22 protein-coding genes and 1 other annotated feature are annotated in these 21,056 nt (G+C 44.6%); of the genes, 4 read left to right on the plus strand and 18 right to left on the minus strand.

From position 1 onward, the window contains the following. Positions 1–23: 23 nt before the first annotated feature. The 15 genes from KIV41_RS14950 to KIV41_RS15020 all read right to left on the minus strand — a co-directional run bounded on the left by KIV41_RS14950 (position 24) and on the right by KIV41_RS15020 (position 15,043). Positions 24–425, minus strand: a complete 402-nt coding sequence (locus KIV41_RS14950) for a GspS/AspS pilotin family protein (protein WP_071236145.1) — start codon at positions 423–425, stop codon at positions 24–26. Positions 426–428: 3 nt separating this feature from the next. Next, a complete protein-coding gene (locus KIV41_RS14955; RefSeq protein ID WP_010447476.1) occupies positions 429–725 on the minus strand; it encodes a YciI family protein in 297 nt (98 codons plus the stop codon). Between the two features lie 112 nt (positions 726–837). Next, the gene (yciA, locus tag KIV41_RS14960; RefSeq protein WP_010447478.1) at positions 838–1,233 is read right to left on the minus strand and encodes an acyl-CoA thioester hydrolase YciA; all 396 of its coding nucleotides are present in this window, start codon (positions 1,231–1,233) and stop codon (positions 838–840) included. 110 nt (positions 1,234–1,343) lie between these two features. Continuing rightward, positions 1,344–1,907 carry a septation protein A gene (locus KIV41_RS14965; RefSeq protein ID WP_038885028.1) on the minus strand — a complete coding sequence of 188 codons (564 nt, stop codon included), beginning with the start codon at positions 1,905–1,907 and terminating at the stop codon, positions 1,344–1,346. A gap of 120 nt (positions 1,908–2,027) precedes the next feature. Beyond that, the gene (locus tag KIV41_RS14970; RefSeq protein ID WP_010447482.1) at positions 2,028–2,270 is read right to left on the minus strand and encodes a hypothetical protein; all 243 of its coding nucleotides are present in this window, start codon (positions 2,268–2,270) and stop codon (positions 2,028–2,030) included. Positions 2,271–2,360: 90 nt separating this feature from the next. Next, positions 2,361–4,916: a response regulator gene (locus KIV41_RS14975; protein WP_285336940.1), complete on the minus strand. Its 2,556-nt coding sequence runs from the start codon at positions 4,914–4,916 to the stop codon at positions 2,361–2,363. Between the two features lies 1 nt (position 4,917). Next, a complete protein-coding gene (locus tag KIV41_RS14980; protein WP_045387828.1) occupies positions 4,918–6,087 on the minus strand; it encodes an acyl-homoserine-lactone synthase in 1,170 nt (389 codons plus the stop codon). A 304-nt stretch (positions 6,088–6,391) separates the two neighbouring features. Further along, positions 6,392–7,651 carry a dicarboxylate/amino acid:cation symporter gene (locus KIV41_RS14985; RefSeq protein WP_252041898.1) on the minus strand — a complete coding sequence of 420 codons (1,260 nt, stop codon included), beginning with the start codon at positions 7,649–7,651 and terminating at the stop codon, positions 6,392–6,394. A gap of 337 nt (positions 7,652–7,988) precedes the next feature. Beyond that, entirely contained in the window at positions 7,989–8,795 is an 807-nt protein-coding gene (gene trpA, locus KIV41_RS14990; RefSeq protein ID WP_045387822.1) for a tryptophan synthase subunit alpha, read from the minus strand. Further along, on the minus strand, positions 8,795–9,985 hold the full coding sequence (trpB, locus tag KIV41_RS14995) for a tryptophan synthase subunit beta (protein WP_005445041.1): 1,191 nt from the start codon (positions 9,983–9,985) through the stop codon (positions 8,795–8,797). The genes trpA and trpB overlap by 1 nt, the downstream gene beginning before the upstream one ends. 64 nt (positions 9,986–10,049) lie before the next feature. After that, positions 10,050–11,489 carry a bifunctional indole-3-glycerol-phosphate synthase TrpC/phosphoribosylanthranilate isomerase TrpF gene (trpCF, locus tag KIV41_RS15000; protein WP_045387818.1) on the minus strand — a complete coding sequence of 480 codons (1,440 nt, stop codon included), beginning with the start codon at positions 11,487–11,489 and terminating at the stop codon, positions 10,050–10,052. A gap of 13 nt (positions 11,490–11,502) precedes the next feature. Then, on the minus strand, positions 11,503–12,513 hold the full coding sequence (trpD, locus tag KIV41_RS15005) for an anthranilate phosphoribosyltransferase (protein WP_045387816.1): 1,011 nt from the start codon (positions 12,511–12,513) through the stop codon (positions 11,503–11,505). 37 nt (positions 12,514–12,550) lie between these two features. Then, positions 12,551–13,159: an aminodeoxychorismate/anthranilate synthase component II gene (locus tag KIV41_RS15010; protein WP_005434961.1), complete on the minus strand. Its 609-nt coding sequence runs from the start codon at positions 13,157–13,159 to the stop codon at positions 12,551–12,553. 16 nt (positions 13,160–13,175) lie between these two features. Next, on the minus strand, positions 13,176–14,741 hold the full coding sequence (locus tag KIV41_RS15015; protein ID WP_138956357.1) for an anthranilate synthase component 1: 1,566 nt from the start codon (positions 14,739–14,741) through the stop codon (positions 13,176–13,178). A gap of 126 nt (positions 14,742–14,867) precedes the next feature. Further along, positions 14,868–14,971, minus strand: a sequence feature (Trp leader region). Continuing rightward, positions 14,918–15,043, minus strand: coding sequence for a hypothetical protein (locus KIV41_RS15020; protein ID WP_010447500.1), 126 nt, complete (start codon positions 15,041–15,043; stop codon positions 14,918–14,920). Its footprint overlaps the feature before it by 54 nt. 95 nt (positions 15,044–15,138) lie before the next feature. Here KIV41_RS15020 and KIV41_RS15025 point away from each other — a divergent pair, with 95 nt between their 5' ends. Both KIV41_RS15025 and KIV41_RS15030 read left to right on the plus strand, forming a co-directional pair. Continuing rightward, entirely contained in the window at positions 15,139–16,017 is an 879-nt protein-coding gene (locus KIV41_RS15025) for a PHP domain-containing protein (protein ID WP_045387807.1), read from the plus strand. A gap of 39 nt (positions 16,018–16,056) precedes the next feature. Beyond that, positions 16,057–16,677: an L-threonylcarbamoyladenylate synthase gene (locus tag KIV41_RS15030; RefSeq protein ID WP_010447505.1), complete on the plus strand. Its 621-nt coding sequence runs from the start codon at positions 16,057–16,059 to the stop codon at positions 16,675–16,677. A gap of 338 nt (positions 16,678–17,015) precedes the next feature. Here KIV41_RS15030 and KIV41_RS15035 read toward each other — a convergent pair whose 3' ends face one another. Then, positions 17,016–17,741 carry a calcium-binding protein gene (locus tag KIV41_RS15035; protein WP_252041903.1) on the minus strand — a complete coding sequence of 242 codons (726 nt, stop codon included), beginning with the start codon at positions 17,739–17,741 and terminating at the stop codon, positions 17,016–17,018. A 351-nt stretch (positions 17,742–18,092) separates the two neighbouring features. Here KIV41_RS15035 and rluB point away from each other — a divergent pair, with 351 nt between their 5' ends. Continuing rightward, entirely contained in the window at positions 18,093–19,031 is a 939-nt protein-coding gene (gene rluB, locus KIV41_RS15040; protein WP_010447509.1) for a 23S rRNA pseudouridine(2605) synthase RluB, read from the plus strand. Between the two features lie 146 nt (positions 19,032–19,177). Here the strand turns inward: rluB and KIV41_RS15045 are convergent, their stop codons facing one another. After that, positions 19,178–19,498, minus strand: coding sequence for an HI1450 family dsDNA-mimic protein (locus KIV41_RS15045; RefSeq protein WP_005431208.1), 321 nt, complete (start codon positions 19,496–19,498; stop codon positions 19,178–19,180). Positions 19,499–19,500: 2 nt separating this feature from the next. Further along, on the minus strand, positions 19,501–20,067 hold the full coding sequence (yeiP, locus tag KIV41_RS15050) for an elongation factor P-like protein YeiP (RefSeq protein ID WP_010447515.1): 567 nt from the start codon (positions 20,065–20,067) through the stop codon (positions 19,501–19,503). A gap of 219 nt (positions 20,068–20,286) precedes the next feature. Between yeiP and KIV41_RS15055 the strand changes: the two genes are divergently transcribed. Beyond that, positions 20,287–21,054 carry a nucleotidyltransferase gene (locus tag KIV41_RS15055; RefSeq protein WP_045387800.1) on the plus strand — a complete coding sequence of 256 codons (768 nt, stop codon included), beginning with the start codon at positions 20,287–20,289 and terminating at the stop codon, positions 21,052–21,054. The last annotated feature ends 2 nt before the right edge of the window (positions 21,055–21,056 follow it).

The raw sequence follows: 21,056 nt of genomic DNA on the forward strand, positions 1-21,056 counted from the left end.
ATTCTAGTGAACGAATAAGCGCATTACTGTGGCTGCTGAGTTGCAGTACAAGTTTGTTCAGATACCAACTCATCTGCTATTAATTGGCCACGAGAGTTGCGGATCTTAATTCGGTACATCAATCCCATATCGATTTGTTTACGTACTGCAGGTGTATTGCAGTATGTGTAGATACTGGTATTGAGTACTTGATTTAACGGCTTAGCACCTAGCGCATCGTCGTTATAGATCATCATCATCTCAACAACATTTTTATTGGATGAAACGCGCAAGATCTTAAGTGGGCCATACTCAACAGGCAGGCCTGCAGATAGAACGCCTGCGCGGTTTGATGCCATCAGTTCAAGCTGACGTTGTTGGTCATCGTTAGATGTACAACCGGCTAACGCACCAAATACAAGGAAGAGACACAGTAATTTTTTCATAACTTAAAATACTTTCTTAAACGGCTTTACGATCACGTTTTCGTAAACACCCGCCGCAATGTAAGGGTCAGCGTCTGCCCATGCTTGGGCATCTTCCAAACTAGCAAACTCTGCTATCACGGTTGAGCCAGTAAAGCCTGCTTCACCGGGATTATCGGAATCGACCGCTGGCATTGGCCCTGCTGTAAGTAGGCGACCTTCATCTTGTAATTGTTGTAAGCGCTCAAGGTGTTGAGGGCGAACACTTAGACGTTTTTCCAACGAATTCTCAATATCCTGAGAAAAGATGACATACCACATAGCATAGTTCCTTAATTGGGAGGGTAAAGTGTTAATTTAACGCCTTTTTTATACCACGAACAAGTTTACATGCGAAATTGTGAAGCAATTCCTAGCATTTAAGTACAATAGATTACTTTTGAATCGGGCGTGGTTTACCGTCACTATCGATGGCTACGTAGTTGAATGTGGCATCACAAACCATGAAGCGATCTTCAACACCGTGTACTTTGACTGGTTTTACCCAAACCTCTAGATCAACGCTCATTGAAGTACGACCAATTTTACTGCATACGCCGTAGCAACATACAACGTCTCCAACGCTAACCGGCTTTTTAAAGGTAATGCTGGAAACTGAAACAGTAACAACGCGGCCGGAAGATATTTCTTTGGCCAAGATTGCACCAGCTAAATCCAATTGAGACATGATCCAACCGCCAAAGATATCGCCGTTGGCATTTGTGTCGGCTGGCATAGCCAAAGTACGAAGCAGTAATTGCCCTTTAGGTGAATGACCTTCTTCACTCATGATGACATCCTAATATTTCTAATATGCAAAAAATGGAGCAAACAACAAAACAGCGACCCAAGGGTCGCTGTAAATAATAAATGTGCGCGGATTATAGCAAAACTGAGTTTTTAATCATCAACCGATACATCGGATGAGTCTTCTTTCTGCTCTTTGGGCATGTGTTTGTAGATGTAGAAACCTGTTGCGATCATGTACGCAAACGTTGCAATCAACAAGCCAAATACTTTGAAGTTTACCCACACATCTAATGGAAGCTTAAAAGCAACATAAACGTTTAAGCCCGCACAGAGAGAGAAGAAGCCAACCCATGCCCAGTTGATCTTCGTCCAAACGGCTTCTGGTAAGGAGATCTCTTTACCCAACATGCCTTTGATTGCCGATTTGCCCATCGCATGGCTAACTGCTAGACCAATGGCGAAGATCATATAAACGATGGTGACTTTCCACTTAATGAAGTTTTCATCGTGTAGGAAGATTGTCATGCCACCGAAGATTGCGACCATAGCAAAGGTAATGAGCTGCATCTTTTCTACTTTTTTGTATAAAGCGAACGTCAACACAATCTGAATCGCGGTTGCGACAATAAGTGCCCCAGTCGCAACATATATATCGTACATCTTGTACAGGGCAAAGAAGACTATGAGGGGAATAAAATCAATGATTTGCTTCATATTGCAGAAAAACCGAGTTGTTGAGTTGAGGACAGTCTAGCGGAATCTCGGGCAATGTGAACACTTGAAGGTGTTTAGAGACAAAAATTGCCACGTTTACGCGGCAATTTTCTACCTTGGCTAAGCTACGTTTTGGTACTGGGAGACCAATGATTTTACGTCTTCTAAGTAGCCTTCGTGCAATAAATTGTGGACCGTCATTTCAAGCTCTTCTTCAGACATTGTGAAGCAGGTTGATTTGCCTGTCATGATAGACAAATACTGATGGTATTCATCCTCAGTAAAGTGCCCAACTCTGTCTAACAACAGTGCTTTTATACCGTGGTGTATCAATCCGTAGTAAGTATGTCTCTGCATTAGCATATAGCCTCCTCACAGTACCAATAATTTAATGTATTAATTGGTACTGTAATGTTCCTATTGCTGACGATGTTGCATAACAAGTGCCATGTTTTATATCTTTTCTACTTCTTGTTCTCTTGTATGCTGATTATTGAGCCATCGATCAAGAATATTGTTGAGGGCAGTTATGGTCGTAGGTTTTGAAAGGCGATCATCCATCAACTCGTGAATCAGCTCTAGTTCACGAGCTCCTGACTCTCCTGATAAAGCAATAATAGGGGTGTTTGGAGATAACTCTTTGATTTTTTTGCTTGCTTCAAATCCATTCATGATTGGCATCTGTACATCCATCAATACCAAGTCAATATGATTTGATTTGAATATATTGACGGCAGTTTCACCGTTGTTTGCTTGAATAGTATTGACCTTAAGTTTATCAAGATACATCTGAACCAACGCACGTTGGACTTCTTTATCATCGACGATAAGAATTGTTGGGGCATTAACTTTGACGTTGTTAAACTGAAGCCCGTCACGATTCGTTAGCGCTTTACTCGGTTGAGCTGACAGTGACTGTAGGTTGGTTATCTTCTTGTCGATAGGTTGGATGGCATTTGGTACCACTGGGAAATATAGATAAAACTCAGTGTATTGCCCTAAGACCGATTGACACTCGATTCGGCCTCCAAACGAGCGCATAACACGTTGACAGTAGCCAAGACCAAGTCCGCTACCACCGCTTTTTTGGTGGCTGAAAAAGTCCTCAAATACTCTGTGCAGAATATTTTCGTCAATGCCAGGCCCGGTATCACGAAAGACGAGAGTGTTTTCATACTGGCCAATCTCATATTGAATCTCAATTTGACTCTGAGGGTAAGAATCGAAGTAGTAAATCGCATTTCGCAAAAGATTGAAGATGACAAAGCTAAACAGTGTTTCGTTTAAGTTGGCAATAAAATCATTATTCGCAGATAAGTGAATACGTTGACTTGTTTCAGCACTTTCAAACCCATAGCGCTGTACCGCTTGCTGCACAGCCGCCTGAATGGAGACTTGTGAGCTTGGCTCATGCTCTTGAGCGTTGTCGCTCACTTCTCGCAGAATAATATCAATAAGCTGGCGACCTCTTTGAATTGCGCCTTGTCCTTTTTCTATATCCGCTAAGGTATCTGCTGTTTCTGATTTCTTTTCGATATGCTGCTTTAGCTTTTCAAACTGGAGCTGAACTTGCGCTAATGGATTTCGCATTTCATGGGCAATCGAATTCGCCAGAGCGCGACTTTGTCTGATCTTCCTGTCGGCTTCAATGGTTGTCTGGACGCGGTTTAATAGCGTTTGCAGTGCCGAAATTTCTTCGTTGGAGAAGAGTGCATTATCGATTTTGTGAGGAGAGATAAGCAAATGAGTCACAGACTTTCCTTTTCCAAAAAGCGGTAATACGAGTGCGGTCTTATTCGAGCTCATTTTCTCATGCAGCTGTTTTAGTTCACGTTCAGTTGAATAGGACTGCTCTAGCCGTTCCACCAACTCGTCAAAAACCAGTGCAGATTTCTTATTCGGCAAGTAGTTTTCATAAACGGTTTCGGTATAACTGCTGGTCACTAGACGAAGCTTCTCACTTGATATATTCAGTAAAAAAGCCAGTTGATGCATTGCATCATCGATTGAATCTTTAAACTCACTTTCTAGAGAAAGAATTTGCTGAACGGGGGTTAGAACTTCCCCATAGATGAGGAAGGACGTATAGCGACTTACCTGTTTGAATACAGATTGCCAAGTTATGCCGATGAATGAACAGATGAAAGCAGCAGTGACCAATTGGTGACTTTCTGATAACGGGATGTATAAGGCAACGAGGGGAATAGAGTACATTGCTGCAGTAAACACCGCGGTGATTACCATGTATGTCAAATACCTAGCGCTGTAAAAACGTGATGTCAGCAATGCATATCCGACAAAGAGCATTTCACTGATGGATAGGGCAGGTGGAAGCCAAGTTAGCGAAAAGTCATTAAGGAAAAAAGTCATTCCAACCTGAATTGTTAGCGTAGAAAGCATAAAGATAACAATCCCGGCAATCATGTAGTTAGAGCGGACTTTGATAAGTCTAAATTTACTTCCTTTAATATAAAACAGGTTTTTTAGCGTAAGGATGATCAACACAAAAACCAAGGTGAAAAATAAGCTAGTTAATGGGCCAAACTGAATTGAAAACTCACTAGGTGCGGCAAAAGCAACATCAATGACGGTAAGTCCTGGTACTAGATTTATTGCTATAGCGACTGTACTAAAGGCTAAGAGCACCAACTTTTGGCTGGACTTTAGTTCTGGTTTTGATACTCCGGCACTAAGTAAACACGAAAACGTATAAGCAAATGCAAATGCCGAGTAAGCAAACAAATTCGACAATACGGCTAAACCAATAGATAGTGTTTTTCCGAGCAATAATGGCAGCTCGGTGTGAAAGTACACATTGGTTAATATCCACAGGCATAGACTGAAAGAGTAGCCGATGTAATAGAGATAATACCCAGATTTAAAATCATAGTGCTTACGAACTAATGAGTTGATGAAGTATCCGATCCATGCCAATACAAAGCCAGCAGTCACGACCAGTGTTATTGCTTTTGGATACGTCATTACGTCAAAGAGATTCAAAATATCCATATCAATTTTGACTCCGCTTTTCTGCTAGGACTTTCGTTTTATAGCTTCGAAAGTCCGTTGTCTCGAAGTCTCTCCGTACATTGGGCAAATACCACATACCTTTATTGATTTGCTCTGTACCGGAACTGAAAAATGCCAAGTTTGTGTAGCTTTTCTGCGACATCGATTGATAAAAATAGAGCATGGCCGGATTTTGCGTAATGATGAAAGCCGTGCAGAACTGATTCTCGTCTAGCACTTCAGCTAAACGTTTTTGGCTAAGGTACAAGAAATACAGCCCAAGTGAACGTGGGGCAGAAATTGCCAGTCTTATTATTTCGCAAATGGCATTTTTGTTCAGTGTGTGGTGATGTAATTGATGTTGTAAGGAAGCATCAGAAGTCGTTGTTTCAGAGGTCACTTTTTGTTGAACAAGAAGCTGCCCCAATTCATTAGAGTTTTCAAAATGCCACAAAGGGTTATTGAAGTAATGAGAAAAGAACAACCATTCAGAAAGTGATTTCCCGCACTGAATTCGAGCGCTTGATATAAGATGCCTATGTTCTGAATCGATACTCGGGGCGGTTAATACAAAATGTGTTTCATTTTGGGATAACTCCAAGTCCAACAAAATCTCATACCATTGCTCTTTGCGGACAAGGGTTTGTAAATTGCTCATTAGTATGGCATCAGCAAGTCTCATCGGTTGGCTGCAATATGGTGTGAAAACTAACTCGGTATTGCTGGAGACGTTTACGAGTTCGGATTTGTAATACCCATCGACTCGTGGCATGTAAGCGTAAGTTGGAGCTTGCTCTGGACAGCTATACCCTTGGTAACTCTTGCGAAGCTTATAGATGAGATAATCACACCAAAAATCGAGCCACGATGGGTAGTGTTGGTGAATTGTGCTTTCTAGCGCTTCTAGCTCAATGGCTATACTTCCAAGTGAACTCGAAAGGCATGCTTTCTCATATGCATTGGAGGTGATTATTTTGAGCAAATTACCGCTTTCTAGCGATGGGTCTATTTTTCTTGCATCAGAAATACGTTTTCGACAAACCTCTTCAATTAGGTGTTTGCCTTGAATAGTTTCAAGCCTAATAAATGCTTCAAAAGCTCTTTCTTTTTTGACTCTTGAATCAAGATGAAATTCTAGGCTCGACTCTACTTCAGTCGAGTATTGCGCCATCCTAGCCTCGTTTGACGTTTCAATCAGGTGTTTGCCAAACCACCCTTATCATTATGTTTGTGTCGAATTGATTGAGCATACTGCTAGTTGTGTCTAACGCACATTCTAAAAAGCAGTTGCTTAAGGTCTTGTTCTATATCGACTCTTATGCTGAATATACTAATCGTATTAAAACAGGTTTCATAGTAAGAAGAGGCATAGGGCTAGGACTCTTTTGCCATATTGTGAGAGGAGGCGAAGAATTAAGGCGATAAAAAACCGGAACGAATCCCGGTTTCAATTAAATACAAAATAAAGTAGGTAATTACGCTTCTTGTTTTTGAAGCTCTACTTGTTCTGCTTCTTCTTCCACTAGCGCATCAACGATAACAGCACATGCTGCGTCACCGGTGATGTTTAGTGCCGTACGAATCATATCGAAGATACGGTCAAGAGCGAACAGCAGTGGTAAGCCTTCGATTGGAATACCAGCAGCAAGCAGTACCGCCACAACTAGAAATGAAGGGCCAGGGACACCAGCTTGGCCTACCGCACCTAGTGTAGATGTCACGATGATAGCGATGTAAGCGCCCATGCCTAGGTCAATGTTGAACAGTTGCGCGAAGAAAATGGCCACTAGGCCGTAGTAAATCGCGTTACCAGACATGTTGATGGTCGCGCCAAGAGGCAGAACAAATGACGCTGTTGAGTTGCGAACACCTAGCTCTTTCTCACACGTATCCATTGTTACTGGCAGTGTCGCCATTGAAGAAGCTGTAGACAGTGCAACCGCTTGTGGTTTCTTCATTGCAGATACGAACTTCTTCGCTGATGTTTTAGTGAACACGTGCACCATTGCTGGGTAAACCACGAAACCAAATACTAGAATTGCAGCGACGTAAACGACGAACAGTTTGAACACCACCATTAGGGCACCAAAACCAAACGTACCTACCGCTTCTGCCATCAGACCAAATACGCCGATAGGTGCGATGATCATCACTTTGTTGATCATCCAAACCATCGCGTCAACGATGCAGTTAACACCATTGATGATTGGTTCGCGGCGAGCTTTCTCTTGCTTTGAAATCGCGATGCCGAAGAACATACAGAACACTAGGATTTGAAGGATATTTGCTTCGTTTAGTGATTGGAAAACGTTAGTTGGGATCATACCAGTGATGGTTGCCCAGAAAGTAGGTAGTTCACCTTTTGAAGCGTATTCTGCCGAGAACATGCCTTCAACGCCAGAAACGTCGATACCCATGCCTGGTTGGAATACTTCACCCATAAACAGTGCCAGTGCTACTGCCAGAGCTGATGTTAGACCGAAGTAACCTAGGGTTACTAAGCCCACTTTACCAGCAGATTGACTATTGCCCAGACCTGCCGCACCTGAAATCAATGCAACAGCGACTAATGGGATCACTAACATTTTGATTAGGTTGATAAAGATAGCACCTAGTGGCGCAAATACAGTTGCACTGTGACCCATGAAGGCACCAACGGCAGTACCGACGATCATTGCAATGACGACTTGCACGCCAATGTTGTTTAGCAAACTCTTTTGTTTTAACACTTCCATAACCTCTGTGCTAATAATATGTAAAATCCTAAAATTACCCACCAATCTAAAGTTGTTATTTGGATAATTATATCGCCTTGCTTTTTACACTTATCATTCACAATTAGCAATACAATTTCAGTACAAAATGACTAGCTAATAAGTAATTTATTGACTGGTGATAATTTTTTAACCAACAGCAAACGTTTGCTATTGGTGTTGATCATGTTCGAGCTTGGATGTGTTTATAAAATTAATGGTAAAGGAAGGGGCATTTTAGAAAGTGAATGTTAAAAAAAAGATCGATTCTTATCGCTTAATAAGGAATCGATCTCATATTGATTAAATTAGTGATACGTTATTTTTGTGTTGCAGCTTTCATTGCAGAAACGAATTCGCTTAGTTTGTCGAGCATGGTTTGTGGTTGCTCAACGTTCGCTTCGATAATTTTTACAACGGCTGAACCAGAAATTGCTCCTGCTGCTCCAGATTCTAGAGCTTGTTTTACCTGCGCTGGCTCGGAAATACCAAAACCAAGTAGCGCTGGTGGCGCGTCAAATTGATTCAGTTTATCGAGCATGTGACCAACAGGCATGTTTGCTTTGGTTTCCGCGCCAGTCACACCTGCACGAGATAGTAGGTAAGTGTAGCCACCACCTAGCTCTGATACTTGCTTCAGTGTCTCGTCACTTGCCGTTGGTGGTGCGATGAAGATTGGGTGAATACCAAACTTCTCTGCAGCAGCAACAAACTCTGCACTTTCATTGGTTGGTACGTCTGCAATCAAAACCGAATCGATGCCCGCTTTTGCGCAGCGCTCATAGAAGTTTTCGATACCACGAGAGTATACAAGGTTCGCGTACATCAGAAGGCCAATAGGTAGCTCTGGGTACTTAGCTCGGATCTTACCAATTTGCTCGAAGCAGATATCAGGCGTAGCACCAGAATCTAGAGCACGAATGTTCGCACCTTGGATAGTCGGGCCATCCGCAAGAGGATCTGAGAATGGAATACCGAGTTCTAGGGCATCTGCGCCCGACTCAACCAATGTTTCCATGATTTTGTAAGACTGTTCTGCGTTTGGATCGCAAACCGTTACGAACGGTACAAACGCGCCTTGTTTTTTCTCGTTTAGGCGCTCAAACATCTTTGCATAACGGCTCATTAGATCGCTCCTTTTTCTTCTAGGATGGCATGTACAGTGAAGATATCTTTATCACCACGACCTGATAGGTTCACAACTAACAATTGTTCTTTTTCTGGATTCTCACGAGCCATACGCAGTGCATGAGCCAGTGCGTGAGAAGATTCTAGAGCAGGGATGATACCTTCGTGACGCGCAATTTCTTGGAACGCTTCTAGTGCTTCATCATCCGTCACGTTGTCATATTCAGCACGGCCAATTGCGTTTAGATGTGCGTGCTGTGGACCAACTGAAGGGAAATCAAGACCAGCAGAAACAGAGTATGACTCTTCAACTTGACCGTTTGGATCTTGCATCAATGGCGCTTTCATACCAAAGAAGATACCCGTTTTACCGTGTTTAAGTGGTGCGCCGTGTTGGTCGGTATCGATACCTTTACCAGCTGGCTCAACACCAATTAGGCGAACGCTTTCTTCTTCGATGAAGTCAGCAAACATACCGATAGCGTTTGAACCACCGCCCACACACGCGATAACTGCGTCAGGAAGACGACCTTCACGTGCCAAAATCTGATTCTTCGTTTCTTCACCAATCATGCGTTGGAAATCGCGCACGATGGTTGGGAATGGGTGAGGGCCTGCCGCTGTACCTAATAGGTAGTGCGCGTCTTCATAAGTTGCAGACCAGTCGCGTAGCGCTTCGTTACACGCGTCTTTAAGTGTTGCTGAACCCGAGTGGACAGGAATAACTTCTGCGCCCATAAGCTTCATACGGAATACGTTCGGGCTTTGACGTTCAACGTCTTTTGCACCCATGTACACGCGACACTTAAGGCCAAGTAGTGCACACGCTAGTGCGGTTGCAACACCGTGTTGGCCTGCGCCTGTTTCAGCGATGATTTCGTTTTTACCCATGCGTTTCGCAAGCAGTGCTTGACCTAACACTTGGTTGGTCTTGTGCGCGCCACCGTGAAGTAGGTCTTCACGTTTTAGGTACAGTTTGGTTTTCGTACCTTTGGTTAGGTTACGAGTTAGAGTCAAAGCCGTTGGACGGCCCGCATACTCTTGAAGAAGCGTCATGAATTCGCTGCGGAATTCTGGATCTTCTTGCGCGTCGATAAACGCTTGCTCTAGTTGCTCCAATGCTGGAACTAGAATTTGCGGAACGTACTGACCGCCGTATTCGCCAAAGTAGGCATTCAGTTTTGCCATCGTTATATTCCTTCTCGTATTTTTCGCTACGAATAGCTTTAAATTTTTTAGCTGATATCCAGCTTTAGTAGTTGCGAATGGCGGTGAAGGCCGCGAGCAACTTCTGTGAATCTTTTTTGCCTGGTGCGCTTTCTACACCAGAGTTTAAATCTAATCCCAAGCAACCTAGTGTCGCTGCTTGTTGAGCATTTTCTGGCGACAGTCCGCCCGCTAGCATAATTTGACTTGGGTCGCCGATCAGTGACCAGTCGAACACTTGACCAGTTCCGCCAGTTTGAGTGCCAACTTGCGCATCTAATAGATGGCGATCAATGTTGTCTGCTAGTAGTTCTGGCTTGGCATCAGTAACGCCGTAAGCTTTCCAAATTTCTACCGCTGCTGGCAGTTCGGCTTTGAGTTGGTTTACGTAAGCTTGGTCTTCTTGACCGTGCAGTTGCACCGCTTTTAAACCCAAAGAGGTCACGACAGAAGCAACAAAATCGATATCGTGATTTTGGAAAACGCCTACATAGTTCAGCGGAGCACCGCTCATGGTTAAGCGCGCACTCTCAAGGTCGACCGCACGCTTCGACTTCTCGACAAAAATCAGGCCACCAAATACTGCGCCAGATTGATACGCTTTTGCTGCGTCATCTGGATGAGTGAGACCACAGACTTTATTTTCGCCCAGCGTCACTTTGCGTACTGCTAGCTCTAGGTTGTCTTCTGCCATCAGTGAACTACCAATCAAGAAGCCGTCTGCGTATTCCGCTAAATCACGAACTTGTTGATGTGTATAAATGCCAGATTCTGAGATTACTGTTGCGTTAGGAGCCAGTTCACGAATTGTCGGTGCCAGTTCTTTCGTACGATTCAAATCAGTACTTAGGTCGCGAAGGTTACGGTTATTGATGCCGATAACGCGTGCGCCTAGCTTAACAGCACGATGAAGCTCTTCTTCGTTGCTGACTTCGGTCAGGATACCCATGTTCAGGCTGTGTGCTGCTTCTTCTAGCGCTTTGTACTCTTCGTCATTTAGGACAGAAAGCATCAGTAGCACGGCATCAGCACTGTAATGACGTGCTAGGTAAACTTGGTAGGTATCTACCATGAAGTCTTTGCACAGAACGGGTTGTTTGACTTGACCACGTACTTGAGGAAGAAAGTCAAAGTTACCTTGGAAGTACTTCTCGTCTGTTAAGACTGAAATTGCATCTGCATGGTTGTTGTAAACCGATGCAATGTAATCCAAGTCGAAGTGATCACGAATCAAACCTTTAGAAGGAGATGCCTTCTTACATTCGGTGATGAATGCCGTCTTTTCGCCACTCAGTGCATCGTAGAAGCTGCGGTCCGATGGCAGCAAATCAGACTGAAATGTGCTTAGCGGTTGAGACACCTTACGGTCTGCTACCCACTGATATTTGTCGCGGACAATTTTCGCCAGTACTTCTGCCATTTCTGCTTCTTTCTTAGAAACGTGTTCAGACAGGTTGTCAGCTTGCTGAGTGTTGAAGTCAGTCATCTTCTTCAATTCCTTAAGCGTGTGCGGCAAGTTGTTGTACCAATTGGTACGCCTTACCAGAATTCATTGCCTCAATCGCTTGTTGCGTGTTGGCTTTTAAATCTTCGTGGCCGAATAGACGCATTAGCAGAGCAACGTTTACTGCCACTGCGCCCAATTGTGCGTCTGTACCTTTACCCGTCAGAATATTGGTAATGATCGCTTTGTTTTCTTCAGGATCGCCACCTTTGATCGCTTCTAGCGGGTGCGCTTCTAGACCGAAGTCTGCTGGAGTTAGCGTGTACTCAGTGATCTTGCCGTCTTTGATTTCTGCAACCGTTGTTTCACCGTGAATCGCCACTTCATCCAAACCACTGCCGTGTACTACTGCTGCGCGCTTCATACCCATTTGTAGCATGGTTTCTGCGATAGGACGAACCAGTTCTTCACTGTAAACGCCCATCAATTCGATGTTTGGACGAGCAGGGTTAATCAGTGGGCCAAGGATGTTAAAGATGGTGCGTGTTTTCATGGTTTGACGCACTGGCATCGCATGGCGCACACCACCGTGGTATTGAGGTGCAAATAGGAAAGCAACACCGATCTCGTCTACCGCTTTGCGCGTATCTTCTGCGCTCATAGCTAGGTTAATACCAAACGAGTCAAGAAGGTCAGAAGAACCAGATTTACTCGAAACGCTGCGGTTACCGTGTTTCGCTACTTTTAGACCACATGCTGCAGCAACAAACGCCGCAGTGGTTGAAATGTTGATGGTGTTGTGACCGTCACCGCCCGTACCTACGATATCTGCGAAATCGTAATCTGGGCGAGGGAATGGGTTTGCGTTTGCCAGCAGTGCTTTCGCCGCGCCCGCAATTTCATCTGGCGTTTCGCCTTTGATTTTTAGTGCAGTCAGCGCTGATGCCATCAAAATTGGGTCTAATTCACCACGGATAATGATGTCGAATAGCTGTTGGCTCTCTTCCTGAGTAAGCGATTCTTGCTCGTACAGTTTGGTAATAATAGGGTTGATGATTGCTTCCATATTTCCTCTCCTAAATTTCTTATGTGCCAAGTGCTTTTTAAGCAGTGAGTGGGTTCGCTGAAGTTTGTTCTTCAAGTGCCCATTCAATGGCATTGGCCAACAGTGTTGCTCCGTAGGTCGTCATAATAGATTCCGGGTGAAACTGGAACCCGCAAACTTTATCTTCTTCATGTACAACAGACATTACCAAGTCATCCACTTCTGCTGTGATGGTTAGGCTCTCAGGAACCTTGGTCGCAACCAGCGAGTGGTAACGTGCAATTGCAAGTGGTGATGGTAGGTTTTGGTAAATCGCATGGTTTTGGTGCTCCATCATAGAGACCTTGCCGTGAATAATTTCGCCCGCGCCAGCAACGGTGCCTCCGTATGCTTCGACAATCGCTTGGTGACCAAGACAAATGCCGATCATCGGTACTTTGCCTTTCATGCGTTGGATAAGCTCTGGCATTGACCCTGCCTCTGACGGTGCACCAGGACCTGGTGATAGCAGAACCACTGGGTTTTCAAGCTCGTTTACCGCTTGTTCGATGGTTTCTGCTGGGATGTTGTTTCGGTAAATCTTGACTGAGTGACCTAGCGAGCGGAACTGATCCACAAGGTTGTAGGTGAACGAGTCAAAGTTATCGATAAAAATGATATTAGCCATCTCTGAACCCTATTCCTTATTGTGACTTATGCGCTGCTTGGATAGCAGAGATTACCGCTTGTGCTTTACCGCGCGTTTCGTCTGCTTCCGCTTGCGGATCAGAGTCGAACACCACGCCAGCACCGGCTTGAACTTGAGCAATGCCATTTTCTACGTAAGCAGAGCGAATGACGATACATGTGTCGAGTGTGCCTTCGCCGGTAAGGTAACCCACAGCGCCGCCGTAGCTACCGCGTCGTGCGCCTTCTACATCGCGAATCAACTGCATCGCACGAATCTTTGGTGCGCCAGTGAGCGTGCCCATGTTCATACAAGCTTGGTATGCGTGCAGTGCATCTAGGTCTTCACGCAGTTGGCCAACCACGCGCGATACTAGGTGCATCACGTGGCTGTAGCGGTCAACTTTTAGTAGGTCTGCTACGTGGCGAGTGCCCGCTTGTGCAATACGAGCGACGTCGTTACGTGCTAAGTCAACCAACATCATGTGTTCTGCGTTTTCTTTCATGTCGGTGCGCAGTTCAAGTTCGATGCGGCTATCTAGGTCGAAATCGATCTCGCCGTTAGGGCGTTTACCACGGCGACGAGTGCCTGCGATTGGGTAGATTTCAATTTGGTTGGTATCGGTTTCGTACTTAAGCGCGCTTTCTGGTGATGCGCCAAACAAAGTAAACAGTTCGTCTTGCATGTAGAACATGTAAGGGCTTGGGTTACTTTGTTTAAGTTCTTTGTAGGCTGCCAATGGGGAAGGGCAAGGGAGTGTAAATCGGCGAGACGGTACTACTTGGAACACATCGCCTTTCACTACGAACTCTTTTAAGTCACGAACGATTTGGCAGAAGTCTGAATCAGATACGCTAGGTTCAACCGTGACGTCGGCGATTTGCTCTGCACTTGGCAGCAGTTTTGGCGCCGCACATTGAGAGCTGATTTCTGCGATGCGAGTTTCTAGTGTTGTTTTTTCTGAATCATCGACAAACAAAGTCGCTTGCAGCTGGCAAGATTCGGTTTGATGATCCACAACCAACAGCGTTTCCGCTACGTAGAAAACGTAATCTGGGCACTGGTTTGTTGCTTCTGCATTACCAAGAGGCTCGAAGTTTGCGACTAAGTCGTAGGCAAACAGACCACCAAGGAAAATCGCGTGTTTGTCTTGCTGTGAAATATCAAAACTATGCTGAACCAAACGCAGCGCATCGAAAGAAGAGGCTTCACGTAGGCGAGAGTCTTCATCTAGTGTGTCGCACGGTTGAGTGAATTCCAAAGTCAGCGTTTCGCCATCGAAATCACTCTCAACGTCACCACGAATGTTCTGGTTTAAATGGGAAAGTAGGTTTTTACCGTTGTTGGTCAATGCCTGCATGCTGACGCTATGACCAAAGCAGACTAGACGCACGGCCGAATCGACAATCAGTAGTGATTTTAAATCTTGCTTTGAATCGATCTCAGCGGATTCTAGTAATAGGCTGTCAGTCTTGTTCTCACATAATGTGTGGAACAAGCGAGTCGGGTCTTGAGTATAAGGGACGGAGGCCGTTAGCACTTCAAGCTGTCCAAGTTTCTGAATATCAATGGCCTTATTCACAAGACCTCCTTATAGCTGTTTTATATCTTCCTGCCGTACATAGTGGCATAAAGCAAACGTTCACCCAATCAAGTTTTGGTCATATTCGATGAATGTTTAAGCAGTTGAATGTGAGATGAACGACAAAATAAAAAGCCCGCTGAAGTAGCGGGCTTTGTGTTGTTTAATTCTATAAACTAGAAGTACACGTTCGCCCACCAAGAACTTGTCCAAGTGCGCCACCAAGCAAGATCAGCAGAATTCATCTTATTCGTATGAACTGCAACTTTCGCTTCCTGGTTTTGGTTAAATTCTTGTAACATGGTGAGCCTTAACTAGGTACTTTGTATTTGTGTACTAGTTAACTAGTGCAGAGGTGAAAAGTCAACCCCAAAACAGCATTAAAACGACAAAAAAGATGAGAATTGATTTACACAGCCACACTACGGCATCAGATGGTCGATTTGCACCACATGATTTAGTGGATAGGGCATTGAGTTTTGATATCGAGGTTTTGGCGATCACGGATCATGATACGGTTGACGGCTTAGCTCCGGCCAAGCAATACGTTGAACAGAACAATCTCCCGATAAAAATCATCAACGGTATCGAGATCTCTACCGTTTGGCAGAACAAAGACATCCACATTGTGGGGTTGAATATCGATCCAGATAGCCCAGCATTGACGGAGCTGATTGAGCAGCAGAAAACGCACCGCGTGGTTCGAGCTGAATTGATCGCGGAGCGTCTACAAAAAGCCACCCGTGAGGGCGTACTAGAAGAAGTCCAGCAAATTGCAGGTGATGCGCCCATTACACGAGCTCACTTCGCCAAATGGCTGGTGGACAATGGTTACGCCAAAAACATGCAGATGGTGTTTAAGAAATTCCTGACGCGCTCTAACCCTGGTTATGTTCCACCGAATTGGTGTTCCATGAAAGATGCGGTTGACGCGATTCATGCCGCGGGTGGTTCTGCTGTATTGGCTCATCCGGGTCGTTATCAGCTTACCGCAAAGTGGGTAAAACGCTTGTTAGCGGCATTTGTCGAAGCAGGCGGAGATGCCATGGAAGTTGCGCAACCTCAACAAGCGCAACAAGAAAGACGCAACTTGGCTGATTATGCTATACAATACAAACTATTAGCTTCTCAAGGCAGCGATTTTCACTATCCATCACCGTGGATGGAGTTGGGAAGAAACCTCTGGTTACCTGCGGGCGTAGAACCAGTTTGGAAAGATTGGGGTATTGATCCTTCGTTGGACAACAAGCAACAAGACGAAGTCGAAACTCCCTAAAAAATATAGAGCCGAGAGGTTCGATAATGAGGAATTACAATGAGCCAGTTTTTTTACGTTCATCCAGAAAACCCACAGGCTCGCTTGATTAATCAAGCAGTAGCAATCATTCGTAATGGCGGTGTTGTGGTGTACCCAACCGATTCCGGTTACGCGCTAGGCTGTCAACTGGAGAACAAGCAGGCGTTGGAACGTATCTGTCAGATCCGTCGTCTGGATGACAAGCATAACTTTACTTTGTTATGCCGTGATTTATCGGAGCTTTCTCTGTACGCGCGAGTTGATAACACCGCGTTTCGACTATTGAAAAATAATACACCAGGGCCTTACACATTCATCTTTAAAGGCACGAAAGAAGTGCCTCGCCGTTTGATGAACGCAAAACGCAAGACCATTGGTATTCGTGTACCAGATAACCGTATTGCGCTAGACCTTTTGGAAGCGCTTGGTGAACCAATGATGTCAACGTCGCTTATCCTTCCGGGTAATGACGTGACAGAATCGGATCCAGAGGATATCCGTGACAAACTAGAGCACGCGGTAGACGTTATCCTTAACGGCGGCTATTTAGGTGAACAGCCAACGACGGTAATTGACTTTAGTGAAGGTGAAGCCGTTGTTGCACGTGTTGGCTCTGGCGACCCTGCACCATTTGAATAATTGGTTTGCTGTTAAAGAAATAAGAAAGGGAGGCGTTACCGCTTCCCTTTTTTGATTGGGGTTTAGATATTATACCCAAGTGACTTCAAGATGCAGGATTCAGAGCGTTGTCATTGATTCGAGGTCAAGGAAAACAACGCAGCGGAATAGCCAGCTCTTTCCAAGTTGTTTGACGCAGTAATCGGGTCAACGACACGCTCCCAAAGGGCGAGTTGCCTTGGCTTGTATACTTTGTTGCCGATTCTTGATTTAGACCCACTAGACCTTTAAATCGCCGCCGCGTCTACAAACCAAGTCATTCTCGCTGAACCTAGCATCTCGAGGTTACTTGGGTATATTTAGGTGAAATCAAAAATATTAATGTCGTTGTTACTCATGTAGTCAACGTACGCTTGATCAACACCTTTCAACGTTACTTCAATATTGAACTCGTCACTTGAGTAAACCGCCCATCCATATTCATTGAAGGAAAGCTCAAGCTGTTCCTCAGACTCAAGAAAGGAGTCTCTCTTGCCATCGCCATCAGTATCTCTTCCAAGATCAAAGGTCAGCTTGTCTTCGAAGATATTGAAGTCGAGCACTTCCGCCTTGATTTCAATCTCATTGCTGGTGATGATGCCCTCAGGCGTTTTGACGGAGAGGCGATTAGAGAATACAAACTCGTCGTTGCCTGAGCCTCCAGCGAGCGTGGAGTTACCATCACCCACGATAAGCTTGTCGTTTCCTAGGCCCGCATTGAGAAAGTTGTTGCCAGAGTAATCGAATAGAATGTCATCACCTTCTCCACCGTAAAGGAAGTCATCCCCTAATCCTCCAGAAAGATAGTCGTTGCCACTTCCGCCAGAAACATGATCTTCGCCCTTGCCACCCAGTAGATAATCATTACCACCTTTGCCATCGATATAATCATTTCCGCCAAAGCCGACGAACTTTTCATCTCCGCTATCGCCTACGAATACATCTGGCGTAAAAGAATCGACCGTTCCTTTAACATCATCTTCCTCAGCCGTTCCAAAAATCCAATTATAGTCGGGAGCTGTTGAGCTGCTTTCTGATCGAGACATATCTTTTCCTTTTGATTGTATGCGTCAAAGAGACTAGTGACACTGAAACACGCCCTAGCTGTGAGAAATCCTGATAATTTTATCAAGGTAAGGCTGAAGTGGTGGGTTATTAGCGTTTGAGTTTAGAGCGAATTTTTCTGATTCGTTTTAGTACTATTGGGTTATTTGCTGGAGGAATTGGAGTGGAATCCTAATCTGCAATTTCATCAACCAAAGCACGAAATGCTCTTACAATAGATTTAAGAATCTCGTATAATGTCCGACCGAAAAAATCCCATTCATGTGGGTAACTTGCAAAATGATGACCAATTCTGGTCTCGACGTCTGTGAAGACGACACATAGGTAGATAAATGAGCGAAAAGTTACAAAAAGTATTAGCACGTGCAGGTCACGGTTCTCGTCGTGAGATTGAATCGTTAATTAAATCTGGTCGCGTTAGCGTGAACGGAATCGTAGCTAAACTTGGTGAAAGACTCGAAGATGAGAACAGCGTAGTTCGTATCGATGGTCACGTTGTGTCTGCAAAGGCGCAAGAAGAAGTGATCTGTCGTGTTTTGGCTTACTACAAGCCTGAAGGTGAACTATGTACTCGTCACGACCCAGAAGGTCGTCGCACTGTTTTCGATCGTCTGCCAAAGATTCGTGGTTCTCGTTGGATTTCAGTAGGTCGTCTTGATGCGAACACATCAGGTCTACTGCTGTTTACAACCGATGGTGAGTTGGCAAACCGCCTTATGCACCCAAGTCGTCAGGTAGAGCGTGAATACCTTGTTCGTGTTTTCGGCGAAGTAACTGAACAAAAAGTGAAAAACTTGGTTCGTGGTGTTGAACTTGAAGACGGTATGGCGCGCTTTGAAGATGTGGTATATGCGGGTGGTGAAGGTATGAACCACACGTTCTATGTTGCAATCAACGAAGGTCGTAATCGTGAAGTTCGCCGTCTGTGGGAATCGCAAGATACGACGGTTAGTCGCCTAAAACGTGTTCGTTACGGTGATATCTATCTGGACAAGAAACTGCCTCGTGGCGGTTGGATGGAACTTGATCTTAAAGAAGTAAACTACCTACGAGAATTGGTAGAGCTTCGTCCAGAAAAAGAAACCATGCTTGATCTGAACAAAGATAACACTTCACGCAAACGTGAACGTGCTCGTAGCCAAAAAATCCGTCGCGCTGTTAAGCGTCACGAAGAGCGCGTAAATACGCCTAAAGGCCGCAGCAACAACCCTTCTCGCCGCAAGCCAAAGAAGAGCGCTGGTGATCAGGGTGCACGTAACAAGCATCGTTAATCGATAGCGAAAATTAGAAAGGCTTGCTTACCCGGCAAGCCTTTTTCTTGTCTGTCTTATTAAAAGAGGACAGTGACGTAAGTCGGTTTCATACATAAAAAAACACCAGCATGAAGCTGGTGTTTTTGATCATGTTGAGGGAACCGTTAATCACGTTTCCAAAGCATATGACAGAACTTATGTTCTGGGTCTCGACTGATTAGCATACGAGCAAAAACGTCATCAAGTACGTCATTTTCCTCGTTTACTAAGCCGATTCGAACTTCTGCATACACTTCTTTGTCGATGTCAAAGCCAACATGTTCAACCCAGTCATCACCAGTTTCAACAAGCTCAGCGGCACCACGATCTTCAAATTGCGCAGTAAACAGAATGACATCAGCTGGCTCTAGGTTGTCTGGAGCCATTTCAAGGAAGATGTCGTACGCAGCGTCGATAACGTCGTCGTAAGAAATCAAATCAGACATGCTTATGCTCGGCTCATGAACTTACGTTCAGTCGTGTTCACAATTACACGTTCGCCAGTTGCGATGTATTCTGGAACTTGAACAACAAGGCCAGAAGCAAAGCGAGCTGGTTTAGTACGCGCAGATGCAGATGCACCTTTGATTGATGGATCAGTTTCTTCAATCACTAGTTCAACAGACGATGGTAGTTCAATACCAACTGCAGCGCCGTTTACAAGGATAATATGGATACCTTGTGTATCTTCGTTGATGAACAGCATGTCATCTTCAACTTCAGCGTGCTTGAATGTGTATTGTGAGTAGTCTTCGTTATCCATGAAGATGTGCTCATCACCATCAGCGTATGAGTACACAACTGCACGTTTGTTCATTTCTACTGTTTCAACAACGTCATCAGACTTGTAACGCTCATCTACACGAGCACCAGTGTTTAGATCTGTACAACGCATTTTGTAGATTTTAGCGCCGCCACGACCACCAGGAGTCGTTACTTCGATGTCTTTTACTAGAAGAGTTTTACCATTAGACTCGATTGCGAAGCCTTTTTTGATTTCACTTGCCTTTGGCATTGTATTTTCCTATTTACACTTATTAAGCAAAACTTGGAGATTATAGCGCTAAGTTGTCTAGCTGACATCAAAATATTTACCTCCATATAAGCTAAACCTTAGCTTCGAAGTCATGTGGTTAGCTGAAACCTAGATGTATAGTACCGATAAACTTGATTCGTTACAGAAGCTGATCGATCATAGGCTATATTCCAATTAACTCTTTTTATTTCCTGATACATGTCTCTACCTGTTATTGATCCAAGCGAACCTTGCCAACCCCAATTTGAAGCCTTGATTCGAGAAGTTTTAATGTGCTTAAAAGGGGGCTTAGGGCCAAACCTCCATAGTGTTTATGTCTATGGCAGTGTGGCGCGTAAAACCGCAGTTGTAGGCAAATCAAACCTTGATATTGTTGTGGTGACTAAGACTGGGTTTGAAGACAACAGAGTGACTTTGCTTAATACCATCCGTTGGCGTGTGCAAAAAGGTTATCCCCAAGTGACAGGTGTTTCTATACGAACAGCTCTGACCAAAGAAGTCGCCAACCTAGATAGTATTTTTACCTGGGGTTTCATGCTCAAGCATTGTTGTGTTTGCGTCTACGGCGATGATCTTGCGGATTGTTTTGGTGACTACATTCCAAGCTGGGAGATTGCCAAGCATTGGAACATGGATGTAGAAGAGTGGGTGTCGATATATCGAACCAAAATAGTGCAAGCCAAGGACACCGACGAACTGATTAGCGCTCAGGTTACTATCGCGAAGAAGCTATTACGGGCTTCCTATTCTGTTATTATGCACAAAGACCGACGCTGGTTTGATGACCCCGTGGAGTGTGGCAATGTATTTCTTCAGTACCACCCAGAGAAAGAGACGGAAATTGCTCGATTGGGAATTTTGCTTTCTGGACGTTCGATTCCCAAACGCTCGGTGCTTGGCTTGTTGGATGGATATGGGCAATGGCTAGTGAAGGAATATCAGAAGACGGAATTTCGAATCGGATAACC

Origin of the sequence: Vibrio sp. D401a, assembly GCF_030248515.1 — a bacterium.
GTDB lineage: Bacteria > Pseudomonadota > Gammaproteobacteria > Enterobacterales > Vibrionaceae > Vibrio > Vibrio rotiferianus.